The organism is Pseudomonas sp. PDM19, assembly GCF_014852215.1.
Classification (GTDB): domain Bacteria; phylum Pseudomonadota; class Gammaproteobacteria; order Pseudomonadales; family Pseudomonadaceae; genus Pseudomonas.
This window is the reverse complement of sequence record NZ_JACVBG010000002.1, coordinates 581,584-595,020: the sequence shown is the minus strand read 5'-3', so window position 1 is coordinate 595,020 and position 13,437 is coordinate 581,584. Positions and strand designations below refer to the sequence as shown.

17 protein-coding genes are annotated in these 13,437 nt (G+C 63.0%); 10 read left to right on the top strand and 7 right to left on the bottom strand.

Annotation, left to right across the window (positions count from 1 at the left end; all coding sequences use genetic code 11):
- The first annotated feature begins 121 nt into the window (after positions 1-121).
- Both IB273_RS11075 and IB273_RS31935 read left to right on the top strand, forming a co-directional pair.
- Positions 122-592, top strand: coding sequence for a Dps family protein (locus tag IB273_RS11075; protein ID WP_081520155.1), 471 nt, complete (start codon positions 122-124; stop codon positions 590-592).
- 217 nt (positions 593-809) lie between these two features.
- Positions 810-1,406, top strand: a complete 597-nt coding sequence (locus IB273_RS31935) for a cold shock domain-containing protein membrane protein (RefSeq protein ID WP_412548073.1) — start codon at positions 810-812, stop codon at positions 1,404-1,406.
- 70 nt (positions 1,407-1,476) lie between these two features.
- Here the strand turns inward: IB273_RS31935 and IB273_RS11065 are convergent, their stop codons facing one another.
- Positions 1,477-1,683, bottom strand: a complete 207-nt coding sequence (locus IB273_RS11065) for a SlyX family protein (protein ID WP_045210356.1) — start codon at positions 1,681-1,683, stop codon at positions 1,477-1,479.
- A 3-nt stretch (positions 1,684-1,686) separates the two neighbouring features.
- Positions 1,687-2,112, bottom strand: a complete 426-nt coding sequence (locus tag IB273_RS11060) for an HIT family protein (protein WP_151187988.1) — start codon at positions 2,110-2,112, stop codon at positions 1,687-1,689.
- 716 nt (positions 2,113-2,828) lie between these two features.
- Here IB273_RS11060 and IB273_RS11055 point away from each other — a divergent pair.
- Positions 2,829-4,151 (top strand): OprD family porin, encoded by a 1,323-nt coding sequence (locus IB273_RS11055; RefSeq protein ID WP_081520152.1) that lies wholly within the window; start codon positions 2,829-2,831, stop codon positions 4,149-4,151.
- 94 nt (positions 4,152-4,245) lie between these two features.
- Here the strand turns inward: IB273_RS11055 and IB273_RS11050 are convergent, their stop codons facing one another.
- Complete coding sequence (locus IB273_RS11050) at positions 4,246-4,653, bottom strand: PaaI family thioesterase (RefSeq protein ID WP_139791665.1); 408 nt, start codon at positions 4,651-4,653, stop codon at positions 4,246-4,248.
- Positions 4,654-4,764: 111 nt separating this feature from the next.
- Between IB273_RS11050 and IB273_RS11045 the strand changes: the two genes are divergently transcribed.
- Both IB273_RS11045 and IB273_RS11040 read left to right on the top strand, forming a co-directional pair.
- On the top strand, positions 4,765-6,480 hold the full coding sequence (locus IB273_RS11045) for a proline--tRNA ligase (protein ID WP_192224078.1): 1,716 nt from the start codon (positions 4,765-4,767) through the stop codon (positions 6,478-6,480).
- A gap of 8 nt (positions 6,481-6,488) precedes the next feature.
- Positions 6,489-7,445: a hypothetical protein gene (locus tag IB273_RS11040; protein WP_151187990.1), complete on the top strand. Its 957-nt coding sequence runs from the start codon at positions 6,489-6,491 to the stop codon at positions 7,443-7,445.
- A gap of 3 nt (positions 7,446-7,448) precedes the next feature.
- Here the strand turns inward: IB273_RS11040 and IB273_RS11035 are convergent, their stop codons facing one another.
- Positions 7,449-7,724 (bottom strand): acylphosphatase, encoded by a 276-nt coding sequence (locus tag IB273_RS11035; RefSeq protein WP_081520148.1) that lies wholly within the window; start codon positions 7,722-7,724, stop codon positions 7,449-7,451.
- Positions 7,724-8,194 (bottom strand): TlpA disulfide reductase family protein, encoded by a 471-nt coding sequence (locus IB273_RS11030; RefSeq protein WP_138215301.1) that lies wholly within the window; start codon positions 8,192-8,194, stop codon positions 7,724-7,726. Before IB273_RS11030 ends, IB273_RS11035 begins: the two co-directional genes overlap by 1 nt.
- A gap of 30 nt (positions 8,195-8,224) precedes the next feature.
- Here IB273_RS11030 and IB273_RS11025 point away from each other — a divergent pair, with 30 nt between their 5' ends.
- The gene (locus IB273_RS11025) at positions 8,225-9,634 is read left to right on the top strand and encodes a PilZ domain-containing protein (protein ID WP_081520146.1); all 1,410 of its coding nucleotides are present in this window, start codon (positions 8,225-8,227) and stop codon (positions 9,632-9,634) included.
- Between the two features lie 185 nt (positions 9,635-9,819).
- Positions 9,820-10,215 carry a hypothetical protein gene (locus IB273_RS11020; RefSeq protein ID WP_151187992.1) on the top strand — a complete coding sequence of 132 codons (396 nt, stop codon included), beginning with the start codon at positions 9,820-9,822 and terminating at the stop codon, positions 10,213-10,215.
- A 4-nt stretch (positions 10,216-10,219) separates the two neighbouring features.
- On the opposite strand, the gene IB273_RS11015 is transcribed toward IB273_RS11020, so the two are convergent.
- Both IB273_RS11015 and IB273_RS11010 read right to left on the bottom strand, forming a co-directional pair.
- Positions 10,220-10,417: a hypothetical protein gene (locus tag IB273_RS11015; RefSeq protein WP_192224077.1), complete on the bottom strand. Its 198-nt coding sequence runs from the start codon at positions 10,415-10,417 to the stop codon at positions 10,220-10,222.
- Between the two features lie 157 nt (positions 10,418-10,574).
- On the bottom strand, positions 10,575-11,804 hold the full coding sequence (locus IB273_RS11010) for a YihY family inner membrane protein (protein ID WP_081520143.1): 1,230 nt from the start codon (positions 11,802-11,804) through the stop codon (positions 10,575-10,577).
- A 125-nt stretch (positions 11,805-11,929) separates the two neighbouring features.
- Here IB273_RS11010 and arsC point away from each other — a divergent pair, with 125 nt between their 5' ends.
- Genes arsC through IB273_RS10995 form a run of 3 tightly spaced genes read left to right on the top strand, consistent with a single transcriptional unit; the run spans position 11,930 to position 13,296 of the window.
- Complete coding sequence (gene arsC, locus IB273_RS11005) at positions 11,930-12,283, top strand: arsenate reductase (glutaredoxin) (RefSeq protein ID WP_192224076.1); 354 nt, start codon at positions 11,930-11,932, stop codon at positions 12,281-12,283.
- Positions 12,280-12,876: an NAD(P)H:quinone oxidoreductase gene (gene wrbA, locus IB273_RS11000; RefSeq protein ID WP_192224075.1), complete on the top strand. Its 597-nt coding sequence runs from the start codon at positions 12,280-12,282 to the stop codon at positions 12,874-12,876. The genes arsC and wrbA overlap by 4 nt, the downstream gene beginning before the upstream one ends.
- Entirely contained in the window at positions 12,877-13,296 is a 420-nt protein-coding gene (locus IB273_RS10995; protein WP_192224074.1) for a DUF2069 domain-containing protein, read from the top strand.
- Positions 13,297-13,437: the final 141 nt, after the last annotated feature.

Here is a 13,437-nt window from a genome sequence, read left to right as displayed (position 1 = left end):
AACCTTTTAATAGAAAAGCTCAATCGATTGCCTTGATATAGACCAAGAGCTTCGCACCTGCACCGGTGATAGCCTCGAACCCAACGCCTTGAATCACCCATGTCACGATGAGGAGATCGCCATGGACATCGATATCGGAATCGCCAAACAGGATCGCGCTGCCATCGCCGACGGCCTGTCCCGTCTGCTGGCCGACACCTACACGCTGTACCTGAAGACCCACAACTTCCACTGGAACGTCACCGGGCCGATGTTCAACACCCTGCACCTGATGTTCGAAGGGCAGTACACCGAACTGGCACTGGCCGTGGACAGCATCGCCGAACGCATCCGCGCCCTGGGCTTCCCGGCGCCGGGCACCTATGCCGCTTACGCGCGCCTGTCCTCGATCAAGGAAGAAGAAGGCGTGCCGGACGCCCAGGAGATGATCCGCCTGCTGGTGCAGGGCCAGGAAGCCGTAGTGCGCACCGCACGCAGCATCTTCCCGCTGGCCGACAAGGTGGCGGACGAGCCGACCGCCGACCTGCTGACCCAGCGCATGCAGGTACACGAGAAGACCGCCTGGATGCTGCGCAGCCTGCTTGCCGAGTGATCCCTCCTTATATAAGGAAGCCCGCCAGTCGGCGGGCCTTCCTTCCCCTACGAATGGCCTAAGCGGTTGATTTGAGAAGGCAAGTGGTTTGCGGTTAAATAACCGCCGTGCGCTTCGCGCATAGGCCGCCCAGCACGCTTTCATTTTCCTTTCCAGCGTTGCACCTGGGGACGGCTGCTTCTTTTTTTCGTTACCCGCTCAAGGTGAATCCGTAGCCATGCTCAAGATCGTCCATCTCGTGACGGGCGTTGCCGCACTCGTGCTGTCCCTTATCCCGAGTCTGCGCAGTGATGCCCTGCCCTACCTACAACAGAGCGATGCCATTTACCTGGCTCTGCTCGGCCTTACCAGCCTCCTGCTCGCCCCAGGCAGCAACCTGAAACAGCCTTCGGCCCTGCAAGGCCTGGCCACTGCCCTGGTGGTTCTGGCCGTGGTGCTGCAGGTGCTGATCCTGCTCGCCCCACTGCCCTTCATCGGCGAACAACCGGCCATCGTGCTGCCGCTGCTGAGCCTGGCTGGCGCAGTCGTGCTGCAGTGGGCCGCCAACCTGAACCCGGCTCGCCCCCACGCGCCCATCGAAACCTTCCTCGGCGAGAACCGCGAAACCGGCACCGTGAAGTGGTTCAACACCTCCAAGGGCTTCGGCTTCATCTCCCGCGACTCGGGCGAAGACATCTTCGTCCACTTCCGCGCCATTCGCGGCGAGGGTCACCGCATCCTGATCGAAGGGCAGCGCGTGGAGTTCTCGGTAGTCCAGCGCGACAAGGGCCTGCAGGCGGAGGACGTGATCGCCGCCCTGCCCAACCGCCGCTGATCCACAGCCCCATGACAAAGCCCGCCAATCGGCGGGCTTTGTCATTTCTGCACTGATTAACCAGTGCGGCTCAATAGTGCGGCGGCGGAGCGTCATCTTCCGCGACGCCAACCTGGCCCTGCAGGTCTTCCAGGCGCTTGAGCAGCGCTTGCATCTGCAGACGGGTGCGCTCGATCACCCGCTCCTGCTCGTAGACCACGTCGCTCAGGGTCTGCAGTGCGTCATCCTGAAAGGCCAGCCGGCTCTCCAGGTCCATCACTCGAGTCTCCAGATCCATCATTCACTCCTGGCTGAAGCGAAAGCCATCGCCCAGCGCCATGCGCAGTTTCTCGCGCACCCGCGCCAGTTCTTCTTCTTTATAGGGAACCGCCGGGTGCTTGCCCCAGACCGGCCCCGGCCAGGCGACATCATCCTGCTTGCGCACAATCACATGCACATGCAGTTGGCTGACGACGTTGCCGAGATTGGCCACGTTCATCTTGTCCGCATCGAAAGTGTCCTTGAGCATTTCCGCCAGTTGAGTCGCTTCGCGCCACAACTGTTGCTGATCGGCGGAATCCAGCTGGAAGATTTCACTGACGTCTTCGCGACGCGGAACCAGGATGAACCACGGGTACTGCGAGTCATTCATCAACAGCAGGCTGCTCAGCGGGAAATCACCCAGCGCAACGGTGTCCTGCTGGAGACGGGAATCCAGGGCGAACATAAGACCTCTCCTGTTCGACGAGCCTTGTTTAAGCCTAGCCCCACAGGGGAGCCGAAGGGCGCGAAGAATACTAGAGAGCCCTTCCGGCGAACATGCCCGACCGACGCATCGTGCCGGAGCACGCCCTTTGCAGCGTCGCACCAGGATCGTGCATGACGCGGATTGGCATATCCCGACAACAGGCGCGTGCAGGAATCTGCACGGCAATCACGGCAATCAGCAGCGAAAAATCGTTTAAACAGCTACAACTACGGGATGCCAGAAAACGACATGCGAGCTCGTGGATGTTGCAAATCCCCAACGGAAGCCGTGAAATGCGTCAACGCGTCGCAAGACGAACACTGTGAAGGCGGCTCCGGGCATTTGTGCACGGTTGTTGCTAGAGGCAAGGACAGCGCACCGACGGCCACCCCTTTGGGAGAAGTGGACGCGGAGGCGAGAGAACTTAAGAAGTGGTCAATGGAATAGAGAACCACAAGGACTGAAGCATCAATGAAGCAATCAGGGGGCAATCTCTTTTTGCAACATGAGAACTGCTTGAATGCGACATGCGTCATGCAGCTTTGCGACAGCTCCGTAAAGATTTTGTGTGTTCATTTGGGCAACTATCGCCAACTGAACACGCGTGCTATAAGTTAGCGCCGACAAAAAAAGAAAGAGCCGTCACCGCGGCATTAGTGATGGCGAATAATTTCAAAACCAAAGGAGCAATCACAATGAAAGTGATGAAGTGGAGCGCCATCGCCCTGGCCGTTTCTGCAGGCAGCACACAACTGGCAATGGCCGAGCCCTTCGTAGGCAATCAGGCTGACGCTAAAGGCTTTGTCGAAGACAGCAGCCTGAACTTCCTGGTTCGTAACTACTACTTCAATCGCAACAAGAAAGACGGCGCCACCGATGCCCGTGACTGGACCCAGGGTTTCTGGGCCAATTACAACTCCGGCTTCACCCAAGGCACCGTTGGTTTCGGTGTTGACGCCTTCGGCTACCTGGGTCTGAAACTCGACGGTGGCAGCGGCTACGGCGGCACTGGCAACCTGCCGGTTCACGATGACGGCGACAAGGCTGACGACTTCGGCAAGGCCGGCGCAGCTGTCAAGATCCGCATCTCCAAGACCGAACTGAAATTCGGCGACATGCAGCCCACCGCTCCGGTGTTCGCTGTAGGCGGCACCCGCCTGCTGCCGCAAACCGCCAGCGGCTTCAGCCTGATGAGCAGCGAAATCGACGGCCTGGATCTGGAAGGCGGTCACTTCTACTCCGGTACTGGCCAGGACACCACCAACCGTGACGGTGAGATCTGGTCCCAGTACGGTGGCGTTACCGCCAACAGCGCTGACTTCCTGGGTGGCAAGTACGCCATCAACGACCAGTTCTCCGCTTCGCTGTACGGCGCCAAGGTCGAAGACCTGTGGGACCAGTACTACGTGAACCTGAACTACACCCTGCCGATCGCTGACAATCAGTCCCTCGGCCTGGACTTCAACTACTACAACACCCGCGACGAAGGTTCCTCCAAGCTCGGCGACATCAGCAACAACACCTACTCGCTGGCCGCCGCTTACACCATCAGCGCGCACACCCTGACCCTCGCCTTCCAGAAAGTGAACGGCAACACTCCGTTCGACTACATCGGTATCGGCGACAACAACGCCGGCGGCGACTCGATCTTCCTCGCCAACTCCGTTCAGTACTCCGACTTCAACGGCCCGGGTGAAAAATCCATCCAAGGCCGTTACGACCTGAACATGTCCGAGTACGGTGTTCCGGGCCTGACCTTCATGGGCCGCTACATCTACGGTAAGGACATCGACGGCGACAAGATCGATCCGACCAGCCCCTACGCCAACTATGGCTATGGTCCGGACGGCAAACACCGCGAGACCAACCTGGAAGCCAAATACGTCATCCAGAGCGGCCCGGCGAAAGACCTGTCCTTCCGTGCTCGTCAGGCTTGGCACCGCGCCAACTCCGACCAGGCTGAAGGCAACGTTGATGAATTCCGCCTGATCATCGACTACCCGCTGTCCGTTCTGTAATCCAGAGCGAACTGCAGGTAACTAAAAAGCCCGGCTTCTGCCGGGCTTTTTTATTGCAACTTACCTACAACTTCGAACGTATCCATTACTGCTGTTACATCGGCAATACATATGTGCCGGTTACATGGGCGACCAGTTCCTGCGGATTGCTGACCGAGTAGACAGCTACTTCGCAAACGACCTGCCGGCGCCCCAGCTTCAATATCTTCGCCTCGGCCAGCAGGTCTTCCGGCTTGGGCTTGCTGAGAAAGTTGATATTCAGGTTGGAAGTAACAGCCATCTCGACGTTATCCAGCTGCGCCAGGATCACCGCGTACATCGCCGCGTCCGCCAGCGCCATGATGGTTGGCCCGGATACGGTTCCGCCCGGCCTCACCAGCTTTCCATGGAAGGGGATCCGCGCGAAGGCGCTGCGCCCTTCCAGGGCATCGATGCGGAAATCCATCTCGTCCGCCATGGGCAACCCCGCGCGGATGAACGCCTGTACCTGCGCTGCATTCAATCGACTCACACCACTCCTCCGTCTCCACCCGCCGCGCGCTGTACGCAGCCAAACCTGCACCGTACAATGCCCAGCCTATATTCCCCTTCGCAACCGACAAAACGGCCAAAGATGCGTACCAGTCAGTACCTGCTGTCCACCCTGAAAGAAACCCCTTCCGATGCGGTCGTCATCAGCCATCAGCTGATGCTGCGCGCCGGCATGATCCGCAAGCTGGCGTCCGGTCTCTATACCTGGCTGCCAATGGGTCTGCGGGTACTGCGCAAGGTGGAGACCATCGTTCGCGAAGAGATGAACGCCGCCAGCGCCCTGGAAGTGCTGATGCCCGCCATCCAGCCCGCCGAACTGTGGCAGGAATCCGGCCGCTGGCAGCAGTACGGTCCCGAGTTGCTGCGCCTGAAGGATCGCCATGACCGCGACTTCTGCGTCGGCCCGACCCACGAGGAAGTGATCACCGACCTCGCGCGCAACGAGCTAAACAGCTACAAGCAGCTGCCGATCAACATGTACCAGATCCAGACCAAGTTCCGTGACGAGATCCGTCCGCGCTTCGGCCTGATGCGCGGCCGCGAGTTCATCATGAAGGACGCCTACTCCTTCCACGCCAGCCAGGACTCACTGCAGGCGACCTACGACGTCATGTACGGCGCGTACAGCAAGATCTTCACCCGCCTGGGCCTGGACTTCCGCGCCGTGCAGGCCGACAACGGCTCCATCGGCGGCAGCGGCTCCCATGAATTCCACGTACTGGCCGGCTCCGGCGAGGACGACATCGTCTTCGGCGAATCCACCGACTACGCCGCCAACATCGAGAAGGCCGAGGCCCTGCCGCGCGAAACCGCTCGCGGCGCCGCCAGCGAAGAGCTGCGCCTGGTCGACACCCCCGAGACCAAGACCATTGCCGCCCTGGTGGAGAAGTTCGGCCTGCCGATCGAGAAGACCATCAAGACCCTGGTGGTGCACGCCGCCGAGGAAGGCAAGCTGATCGCCCTGATCGTCCGTGGCGACCACGAGCTCAATGAAATCAAGGCCGGCAACCACCCGCTGGTGGCCAGCCCCCTGCAGATGGCCAGCGAAGCGGACATCAAGGCTGCCATTGGCGCCGCCCCCGGCTCCCTCGGCCCGCTGAACCTGCCGCTGCCCTGCATCATCGACCGCTCCGTGGCGCTGATGAGCGACTTCGCCGCCGGCGCCAACGTCGACGACAAGCACTACTTCGGCGTGAACTGGGAACGCGACCTGCCGGTACCGGAAGTCGCCGACCTGCGCAACGTCGTCGAAGGCGACCCGAGCCCGGACGGCAAGGGCACGCTGGTCATCCGTCGTGGCATCGAAGTCGGCCACATCTTCCAGCTCGGCACCAAGTACAGCGAAGCCATGAAGCTCTCCGTACTGGGCGAGAGCGGCAAGCCGGTCACCCTGATCATGGGCTGCTACGGCATCGGCGTATCCCGCGTGGTCGCCGCCGCCATCGAGCAGAACTACGACGACCGCGGCATCCTCTGGCCGGCCGCCCTGGCGCCCTTCCAGATCGCCATCGTGCCGATGAAGTACGAGAACGAAGCCGTGCGCGCCGCCACCGACAAGCTCTACGCAGACCTCACCGCCGCCGGCTTCGAAGTGCTGCTGGACGACCGCGACAAGAAGACCAGCCCCGGCGTGAAGTTCGCCGACATGGAGCTGATCGGTATCCCGCACCGCATCGTCGTCAGCGAGCGCGGCCTGGACGAAGGCACCCTGGAGTACAAGGGCCGCCGTGACGCCGAGTCGCAGCCTGTCGCCCTGTCCGACCTGCAAGCCTTCATCACGGCCAAGATCCGCAACTGAGCAGAGCGATGTCCACCGGAAGTACCACAAGCCTCGTGGCTGCCGCCCTGTGCGGCAGCCTCCTGCTGAGCGGCTGCGCCAACCAGTTGTCGCAACGCAGCGAGCATGAAGAGCGAGTCGAGCGCAAGTTGCTCGACCACAGCCTGCAGATCGACGTGGGCACGCCGGGCACCCTGGAACTGCCGCAGCGTCGTATCCGCGTGCAGGAACAGAAGACCTTCGAAGTCACAGAGTTCGAGGTCACCCGGCGCTACGACCGCTACACGCCGTATCAGGGCTGGCGCAAGGTCTACGAAATGCCGCTGGGCATCGTCGCCTTCGTCGGCGGCATCGGCGCCAATGTGGTCAACGTGTTCGCGCTCGGCAACCTGCCCGAGAGCGTCACACGCGGCTGGATTCGCTACGGCATAGACGGCATGAACCCGTTCATGAACGTCGAGTCCAACGGCCGCGCCGAGCAGAACCTGGCATCGATCGACGAGAAGCAGCGCGAAAAGCGCACCGAGTACTCCAGTCTGCCCTGGTCAGAGCGCCCGGTGACCGTTACCGCCGGGAAGAACTCCCAGGAACTGCTCACCGACCGCCACGGAGTGCTGCGCCTGAACCTGCTGGAAGGCCCCTTCAGCGACGACGAAGTCAGCCGCATCGGCCGCCTGCAGTTCAGCGTCCAGGACCCTTCGGACGACACCCGCGCCGATGCCAGCCTGCTGGTCAGCCGCTCCCTGCGCGGCAAGTTGCAGGAAGCCCACGCACTGATCTACGACGACCTGGAAGGTGACGATGTGCACCACTGGGTACACCGGGTGAAGCGCCTCTCCGACCTCGGCCTGGAAGAGGAAGCGAGCGAACTGGAACAGAGCCTGATCGAGCTGACCCGCAACGATCCGGAACTGCAGAAGGAATTCCTCCACAGCCTGATGACCGACGCCGGTCGCCTGGCAGCGGACCCCGGCGTCAGCAACTGACGCCTAGCGGCGAACGATGAAGCCGGTGATGCCCTGGGGTGTCATCGGCTGCAACTCCACCGCAGTCACCTTGGCTTTCACCGGGCCGCGCGCCAGCCACTTCTCCAGCTCGCGCACCGCCTCTTCCTCACCTTCGACCAACAACTCGACGCGCCCGTCCTCGAGGTTGCGCACCCAGCCATCGATCTCCAGTCGATCTGCCTGTTCCTGGGTGCTCTGGCGGTAATAGACACCCTGCACTTTGCCGCTGATGTAGCCGTGCAGACAGATCCTCGCCATCACTGCTTCTCCTCGCGCAATGCGCTCAGTCGCGCCTGCAGGCCGGCGGCGGTCTGCTCGCCGAGCAACTGCTCGCGCATCTTGCCCTCAGGGTCGATGATGTAGGTTACAGGCAGCGCTTCGCTGCGCGGCAGGCTGTAGCGCGGCGCGGGGTCGTCGGCCAGCACGGTGTACTGCACGCCCAGGTCCTGCGAGGCCTTCGCCAGGTCCGCGTCGCGCAGCCCGTCGAAGTTCACCCCCAGCACCCGGAAGCCCTTAGCCTTGCCCTCTTGCGCCAGATGATTCAGCTCGGGAATCTCCTTGCGACACGGCGCACACCACTCCGCCCAGTAATTAATAACTAGCCACTGGCCATCTACACTCGCAGCGGGTACTTTCTGTCCATGCTGATCGGTGCCATAGTCCGCCGAGCAGCCGGCCAGGATCAGGCCGGCCATCAAGCCAATCACAATACGGAGCCGCACTCCCATGCCTTCAATCCTCGTGTATGCGGGGTGGTCATGATGCTCGATGCCCTGCGCCTGGAGGTGCCGGACATCCTCGAAGAAGACGCCGAGGCAATGAGCAACCTGGCGGTCAGGCTCCAGGAATCGCGGCAACAGCCCCTGCAGGAAGGTCTGCAGAGGGCGCTGGGCACGCTGTTCCGCCTCAACCGATGCGCGCTGACCTTACTGGAAAGACAACGCGCCCTGCAAAGCCTCAGCGAAGAATACCGGCATTACGAACGGTTGATTCGCCAGGAAAAGGTGCCGCCAGCGCTCTTCGTGCACTTCTGCAGCGAACTCGCCGCTGGCTTCAAGCGCCTGCTGCTGCAGATCCTGCACGGCCGCAAGCCGTCGCGGCCGCACATGGCCTGGTGCCTGTACATGGCCCAGCACTTCCTCGCCCAGGCCCTGCTGCGTCACTACCAGCAATACCAGCAGCCACCGGGCAGCCTGTGGCGCGACAGCCACCTGCTGTACTGGATCGGCGAGCACCAGGAGTGCCTGGACGAACCGGTGGCGGCGGCATTCGACCCGATCCCGGCCGGCACCCTGCGCGGGCTGTACCAGCAGATACTGCTACTGGCCTTGAGTAACCCTTTCCACCTGACCGAGGGCGAAGCCCCCCAGCTGTTTTCGGCCCTGGCGCCGCTGGCCGCACTGGGCCGCCTGCTGCCCTGGGACGACGAGGAACAGGAAGGCTTCGTCGTCGACCTCGGCTCGGACGAGCCTTGCCTTGCAGTCGAACAGGCCGCTGACGCGCCGCCCGATCAACTGCGCCGACTGGAACTGGGCGCCCTGCTGATCGCCCTGCACGACCCGGCGCCGCTACGCCGCCTGGACCAGGGCGTGCTGCTGGAGCGCGTCCGCCACCATTGGCTTGGACACCAGACGCGCCGCCATGAGCGTGCCGAACAGAAGGGTACCTGCCGGGTAGTCGTCGGCCTTCCGGCTATTCAGCAGCACCTGCTGGACAGCTCGACGAGCCCCTGCCGGGAAGCGACGCTGATGGACGCCAGCGCGGGCGGTGCCCGCATCCTCTGCGCCGGCCAGCAGGCCGGGCAGCTGCCGGTCGGCCAGTTGCTGCTGATTCCCGGCAACGGCGGCACGCCAACCCTTGCGGTGGTGCGCTGGCGGCACCTCAACAACGATGGACTGCACCTCGGCCTGCGCTACCTGAAGGGACTGCCCCGTCCGGTCTGGCTGCGCCGCGCACCTGACGCACAGCGTCACCCCGGCGTCCTGCAGAGTACGCCGGAACCGGGCAACGGCTGGTATCACGGGCTCTGGGTAGCCCAGGGGCAGTTCGTCGAAGGCGAGAACCTGTGGCTGCAACTGGCCAGCTTCGACAACCAGACCATCCTGCCGCTGCCCGTCGCCAACCTCAGCACGCCATTGGTAGCTCGCCACCCGCTGCGCCTGGCCTGATTGTCGATTTTGGGAGAGATGTCACAGGCAAGATCGGCAGTAAGCCCGGAATGCCTGGAGGCCTCCTCCCTATAATTCGAACGTTCGTCCTGACTTCCGGGACGACTCTCGCTCGCCGACTATTCAGCGGCCTTCAGAATGCGACTGGCGCCAAGTACGCCAGCCTCCATCGACAGGACAGCCCGATGCAGCCTACAGACCAGCTTGTCAGCAAGGTTCCCAGCCATATTGTCGCCAGCGCACGGCCGGCCAATGCGGCCAACGGGGGACGCCTGGCCGACTTCAATGTCGCGGTCTGGCTGCACTTGCCCGGCGTGGCGGACCTGCCGGTGACGCTGCTGCTCAGCTACCGCGATGGCGAGCGCAGCCGGGAAGTGGTGATCGACCATGGCACGATCAACAAGCAGAGCCGCATCCTGCTGTCTGGCGTGGCGCGCCTGGTGTTCTCCCAGCGGATCGAGGACGCGCAGATCAAGCTGCGCGCGGCCATTCCCCTGTCGCGGGTAATCGCCGAGGAAGTCTTCATGCAGGCGGTGGAACAGCAGGCCGGAGCAACACGTCCGGTAGCCACCAGCCTGTGAAGATTCAGCCCAGCTGACGTACCAGCGTGTCGTCGTCCGACGACTCGACTGCAGCGGGTTCGGCGGCCTCTTGCGAGACGGACGGCAGGAGCGATTCGGGCCAGCTGCTGAACTGCAGACCAGTGATTCTATTCAACCGCTCCAGGGCGCTCGTCAGATCGCGCTGATGCAGGTGCACTACGTTGTTCTGGTCTTTTTTCATGGATTCGCTGGCCTTGGAGGAACTTCTGAAGGACTCCTGTGTCCTGAATCCTCCATAGCCAGAACTGTGCCAATTCTGAAATAGCCAGAAATGGCGCATTTCTGAAGCGGTACAAAGCTGTCAAAGCATCAGATTCGCCGCAAACTGACGTTTTGCGTCACTCGGAATGTGACGGCTTCAACCATTTCGCCAGACTGTCACCGAAAAGCGCCTGACGATCAGCCTGGTAGCGCGCCAGCGTTTCCCGTAATTCCGGGTACCAGGGCTCATCCAGCTCCGCCGGCAGTGCTTCCAGGCAAGGCAGCGGCCAGGGGCTGCGGTTGAGCAGGTGATGCAGGCTGTAGCTGCCCAGGTCGCGGCACAGCACCCAGGCCGCGGTGGTCGAGCCGGCACGGCAGACCAGTTGCTCGCCCTCGAGGAAATCCAGCACTTCTTCCCACTCGTCTTCAGGCAGCAGCCAACCGGCGCGGTGCAGATGCACCAGGCGCGTCGGCAGGCCGTGGCGCTGACGGTCGAAGAACACCCGCAGCACGCCGAGGATCACCAGCAGGCGCGGCAGGGCGCGGCGGCGCCAGAGCCGGGTCGAGGACAGGTTGCAGACCAGCTCGGCACCAAACAGCACGATCAGCCAGGACAGGTACACCCAGAGCAGGAACAGCGGCACGGTGGCGAAGGCGCCGTAGATCAGCTTGTAGCCAGGGAAGAAGCTCACATAGAAGCCGAACAGCGACTTGGCCGCCTCGAACAGGATCGAGGTGAAGACGCCTCCCGCCAGCGCGTGAAGGAACGGCACCCGCGCATTGGGTACTGCCGCGTAGATCAGGGTGAAGGCCGCCACGCTGGCCAGCAGCGGCATGAACTTCAGCAGCATCGCCGCGCCCGGCAGCGCATGGGGGCCGGAGAGCAGCGACAGCGAAGTGATGTAGGTGGACACGGCGAAACCGGTGCCCAGCAACAGTGGGCCCAGGCTGAGAATCGCCCAGTACAGCAGGAAACGAGTCACGCCCCGGCGCGGCTGACGCACACGCCAGATGGCATTGAAAGCCTTCTCGATGGTCACCAGCATGGTGAAGGCCGTGACCGCGAGGAAAGCCACGCCCAGCCACGTCAGATGCCGCGCCTGCACGGTGAAGTTGCGCAGGTAGGCCTCGACCGCCTCGCCGGTGGATGGCACGAAGTTGCGGAACACGAACAGCTGGATGCGCTCCCCCATGCCCTCGAAGGCCGGAACTGCCGAGAGCATGGCAAAAGTCACAGTCATCATCGGAACGACCGCGAACAGCGTGGTGTAGGTCAAGGCTGCTGCGCTGTTGGGCGCCTTGTCGGCCAGGAAGCGCTGGACCAGATAGCGGCCGAATTCGACCAGGCCCTGCAAGCGTTCGTGCATGAAGTGTCCTTTGGCTGCACTGAAAAATCCGTCCTCGTAGATCGCGGCGAACGACAGCGGTTCAGTCCAGTCCGAGGAGGCGGTTAGAATAGCCGCCACTTCATCGGCCTTGCGAGTCCCGGCACATGAGCCAGATTTCAATTTTCCACAATCCGCGCTGCTCCAAATCCCGCGGCGCCCTCGAATTGCTAGAAGAGCGCGGTCTCCAGACGACCATCGTGCGCTACCTGGAAACCCCGCCCAGCGCCGCCGAACTCAAGGCGCTGCTCGGCAAGCTGGGCATCGTCGCACGCCAGCTGCTGCGCACCGGCGAGGACGAATACAAGGAACTGGACCTGGCCAACCCGGCACTGGGCGATGACCAGCTGATCGCGGCGATGGCCAGCCATCCCAAGCTGATCGAGCGCCCGATCGTCATCGTTGGCGACAAGGCAGTGATCGGCCGTCCGCCGGAGAAGGTACTGGAGATCCTGCCTTGAGCACTCCCTATATCCTGGTCCTGTACTACAGCCGCCACGGCGCCACCGCCGAAATGGCGCGGCAGATCGCCCGTGGCGTCGAGCAGGGCGGACTGGAAGCGCGCGTGCGCACGGTGCCGGCGGTTTCCACCGAATGCGAAGCCGTCGCCCCGGATATCCCGGCCGAAGGCGCGCTCTACGCCAACCTGGATGACCTGAAGGACTGCTCCGGCCTCGTCCTCGGCAGCCCGACCCGCTTCGGCAATATGGCCGCGCCGCTCAAGTACTTCCTCGACGGCACCAGCAGCCTGTGGCTGACCGGTGGCCTGGTGGGCAAGCCGGCGGCTGTGTTCACCTCCACCGCCAGCCTGCACGGCGGCCAGGAGACCACCCAGCTGTCGATGATGCTGCCACTGCTGCACCACGGCATGCTCATCACCGGCATCCCCTACAGCGAGCCCGCCCTGCTGGAAACCCGCGGCGGCGGCACGCCCTACGGCGCCAGCCACTTCGCCACAGCCGACGGTAAGCGCAGCCTGGACGAACACGAAATCACCCTGTGCCGCGCGCTGGGCAAGCGCCTGGCCGAAGTTGCCCGCAAACTGGAGAGCTGAATGGCCCGCAAGAACAAACCGCTGCCGCCCATGGAATGGCTCAAACCCCGGCTGGCCGCCAGCCGCGCGGTCGCCCTCGGCAGCTTCATCGGGCTGATTCTGCTCATCGTCATCTGGGACGTGCTGTTTGCCGACGCCCACGGTGGCGCGCACTGGGTACCGTGGGCCTTCCTCGGCTTCAAGCTGCTGCCGCTGCTGGTGGTGGCGCCGGGGATCCTGATTGGCAGCGCGCGTGGCCACGCCTGGGCGTGCTACGTGATCAACCTGTACTTCATCCTCGGCGTGCTCAACGCCTTCGATCCCAACCATGCCATCTTCGGCTGGGCAGAGATCATCCTCAGCGTGTCGCTGTTCTGTTCGGCGCTGATGTACACGCGCTGGCGCTTCCAGTACGACCGCAAACTGGCTGGCGAGAACTGAAAAGTGCGGTTGCTGCTTCTGCCGGGCCTCAACGGCAGCAACCGCCTCTTCGCCCCACTGCTGGCCTGTCTCCCGGACACCCTGCCGGTAGAGTGTCTCGAACTACCCGTGCGCGGGCCGCAGGACTACCGAAGCTTGGCG

Excerpts from the sequence above, each read along its gene's own strand:
- IB273_RS11030 (WP_138215301.1), bottom strand. The coding sequence starts at position 8,194 with ATGGGAGTGCGGCTCCGTATTGTGATTGGCTTGATGGCCGGCCTGATC.
- IB273_RS11025 (WP_081520146.1), top strand. The coding sequence starts at position 8,225 with ATGATGCTCGATGCCCTGCGCCTGGAGGTGCCGGACATCCTCGAAGAA.
- IB273_RS11040 (WP_151187990.1), top strand. The coding sequence starts at position 6,489 with ATGTCCACCGGAAGTACCACAAGCCTCGTGGCTGCCGCCCTGTGCGGC.
- IB273_RS11055 (WP_081520152.1), top strand. The coding sequence starts at position 2,829 with ATGAAAGTGATGAAGTGGAGCGCCATCGCCCTGGCCGTTTCTGCAGGC.
- IB273_RS11045 (WP_192224078.1), top strand. The coding sequence starts at position 4,765 with ATGCGTACCAGTCAGTACCTGCTGTCCACCCTGAAAGAAACCCCTTCC.
- IB273_RS11060 (WP_151187988.1), bottom strand. The coding sequence starts at position 2,112 with ATGTTCGCCCTGGATTCCCGTCTCCAGCAGGACACCGTTGCGCTGGGT.
- IB273_RS11075 (WP_081520155.1), top strand. The coding sequence starts at position 122 with ATGGACATCGATATCGGAATCGCCAAACAGGATCGCGCTGCCATCGCC.
- IB273_RS11015 (WP_192224077.1), bottom strand. The coding sequence starts at position 10,417 with ATGAAAAAAGACCAGAACAACGTAGTGCACCTGCATCAGCGCGATCTG.
- IB273_RS11035 (WP_081520148.1), bottom strand. The coding sequence starts at position 7,724 with ATGGCGAGGATCTGTCTGCACGGCTACATCAGCGGCAAAGTGCAGGGT.
- IB273_RS11010 (WP_081520143.1), bottom strand. The coding sequence starts at position 11,804 with ATGCACGAACGCTTGCAGGGCCTGGTCGAATTCGGCCGCTATCTGGTC.
- IB273_RS10995 (WP_192224074.1), top strand. The coding sequence starts at position 12,877 with ATGGCCCGCAAGAACAAACCGCTGCCGCCCATGGAATGGCTCAAACCC.
- IB273_RS11020 (WP_151187992.1), top strand. The coding sequence starts at position 9,820 with ATGCAGCCTACAGACCAGCTTGTCAGCAAGGTTCCCAGCCATATTGTC.
- IB273_RS11065 (WP_045210356.1), bottom strand. The coding sequence starts at position 1,683 with ATGGATCTGGAGACTCGAGTGATGGACCTGGAGAGCCGGCTGGCCTTT.
- IB273_RS31935 (WP_412548073.1), top strand. The coding sequence starts at position 810 with ATGCTCAAGATCGTCCATCTCGTGACGGGCGTTGCCGCACTCGTGCTG.
- arsC (WP_192224076.1), top strand. The coding sequence starts at position 11,930 with ATGAGCCAGATTTCAATTTTCCACAATCCGCGCTGCTCCAAATCCCGC.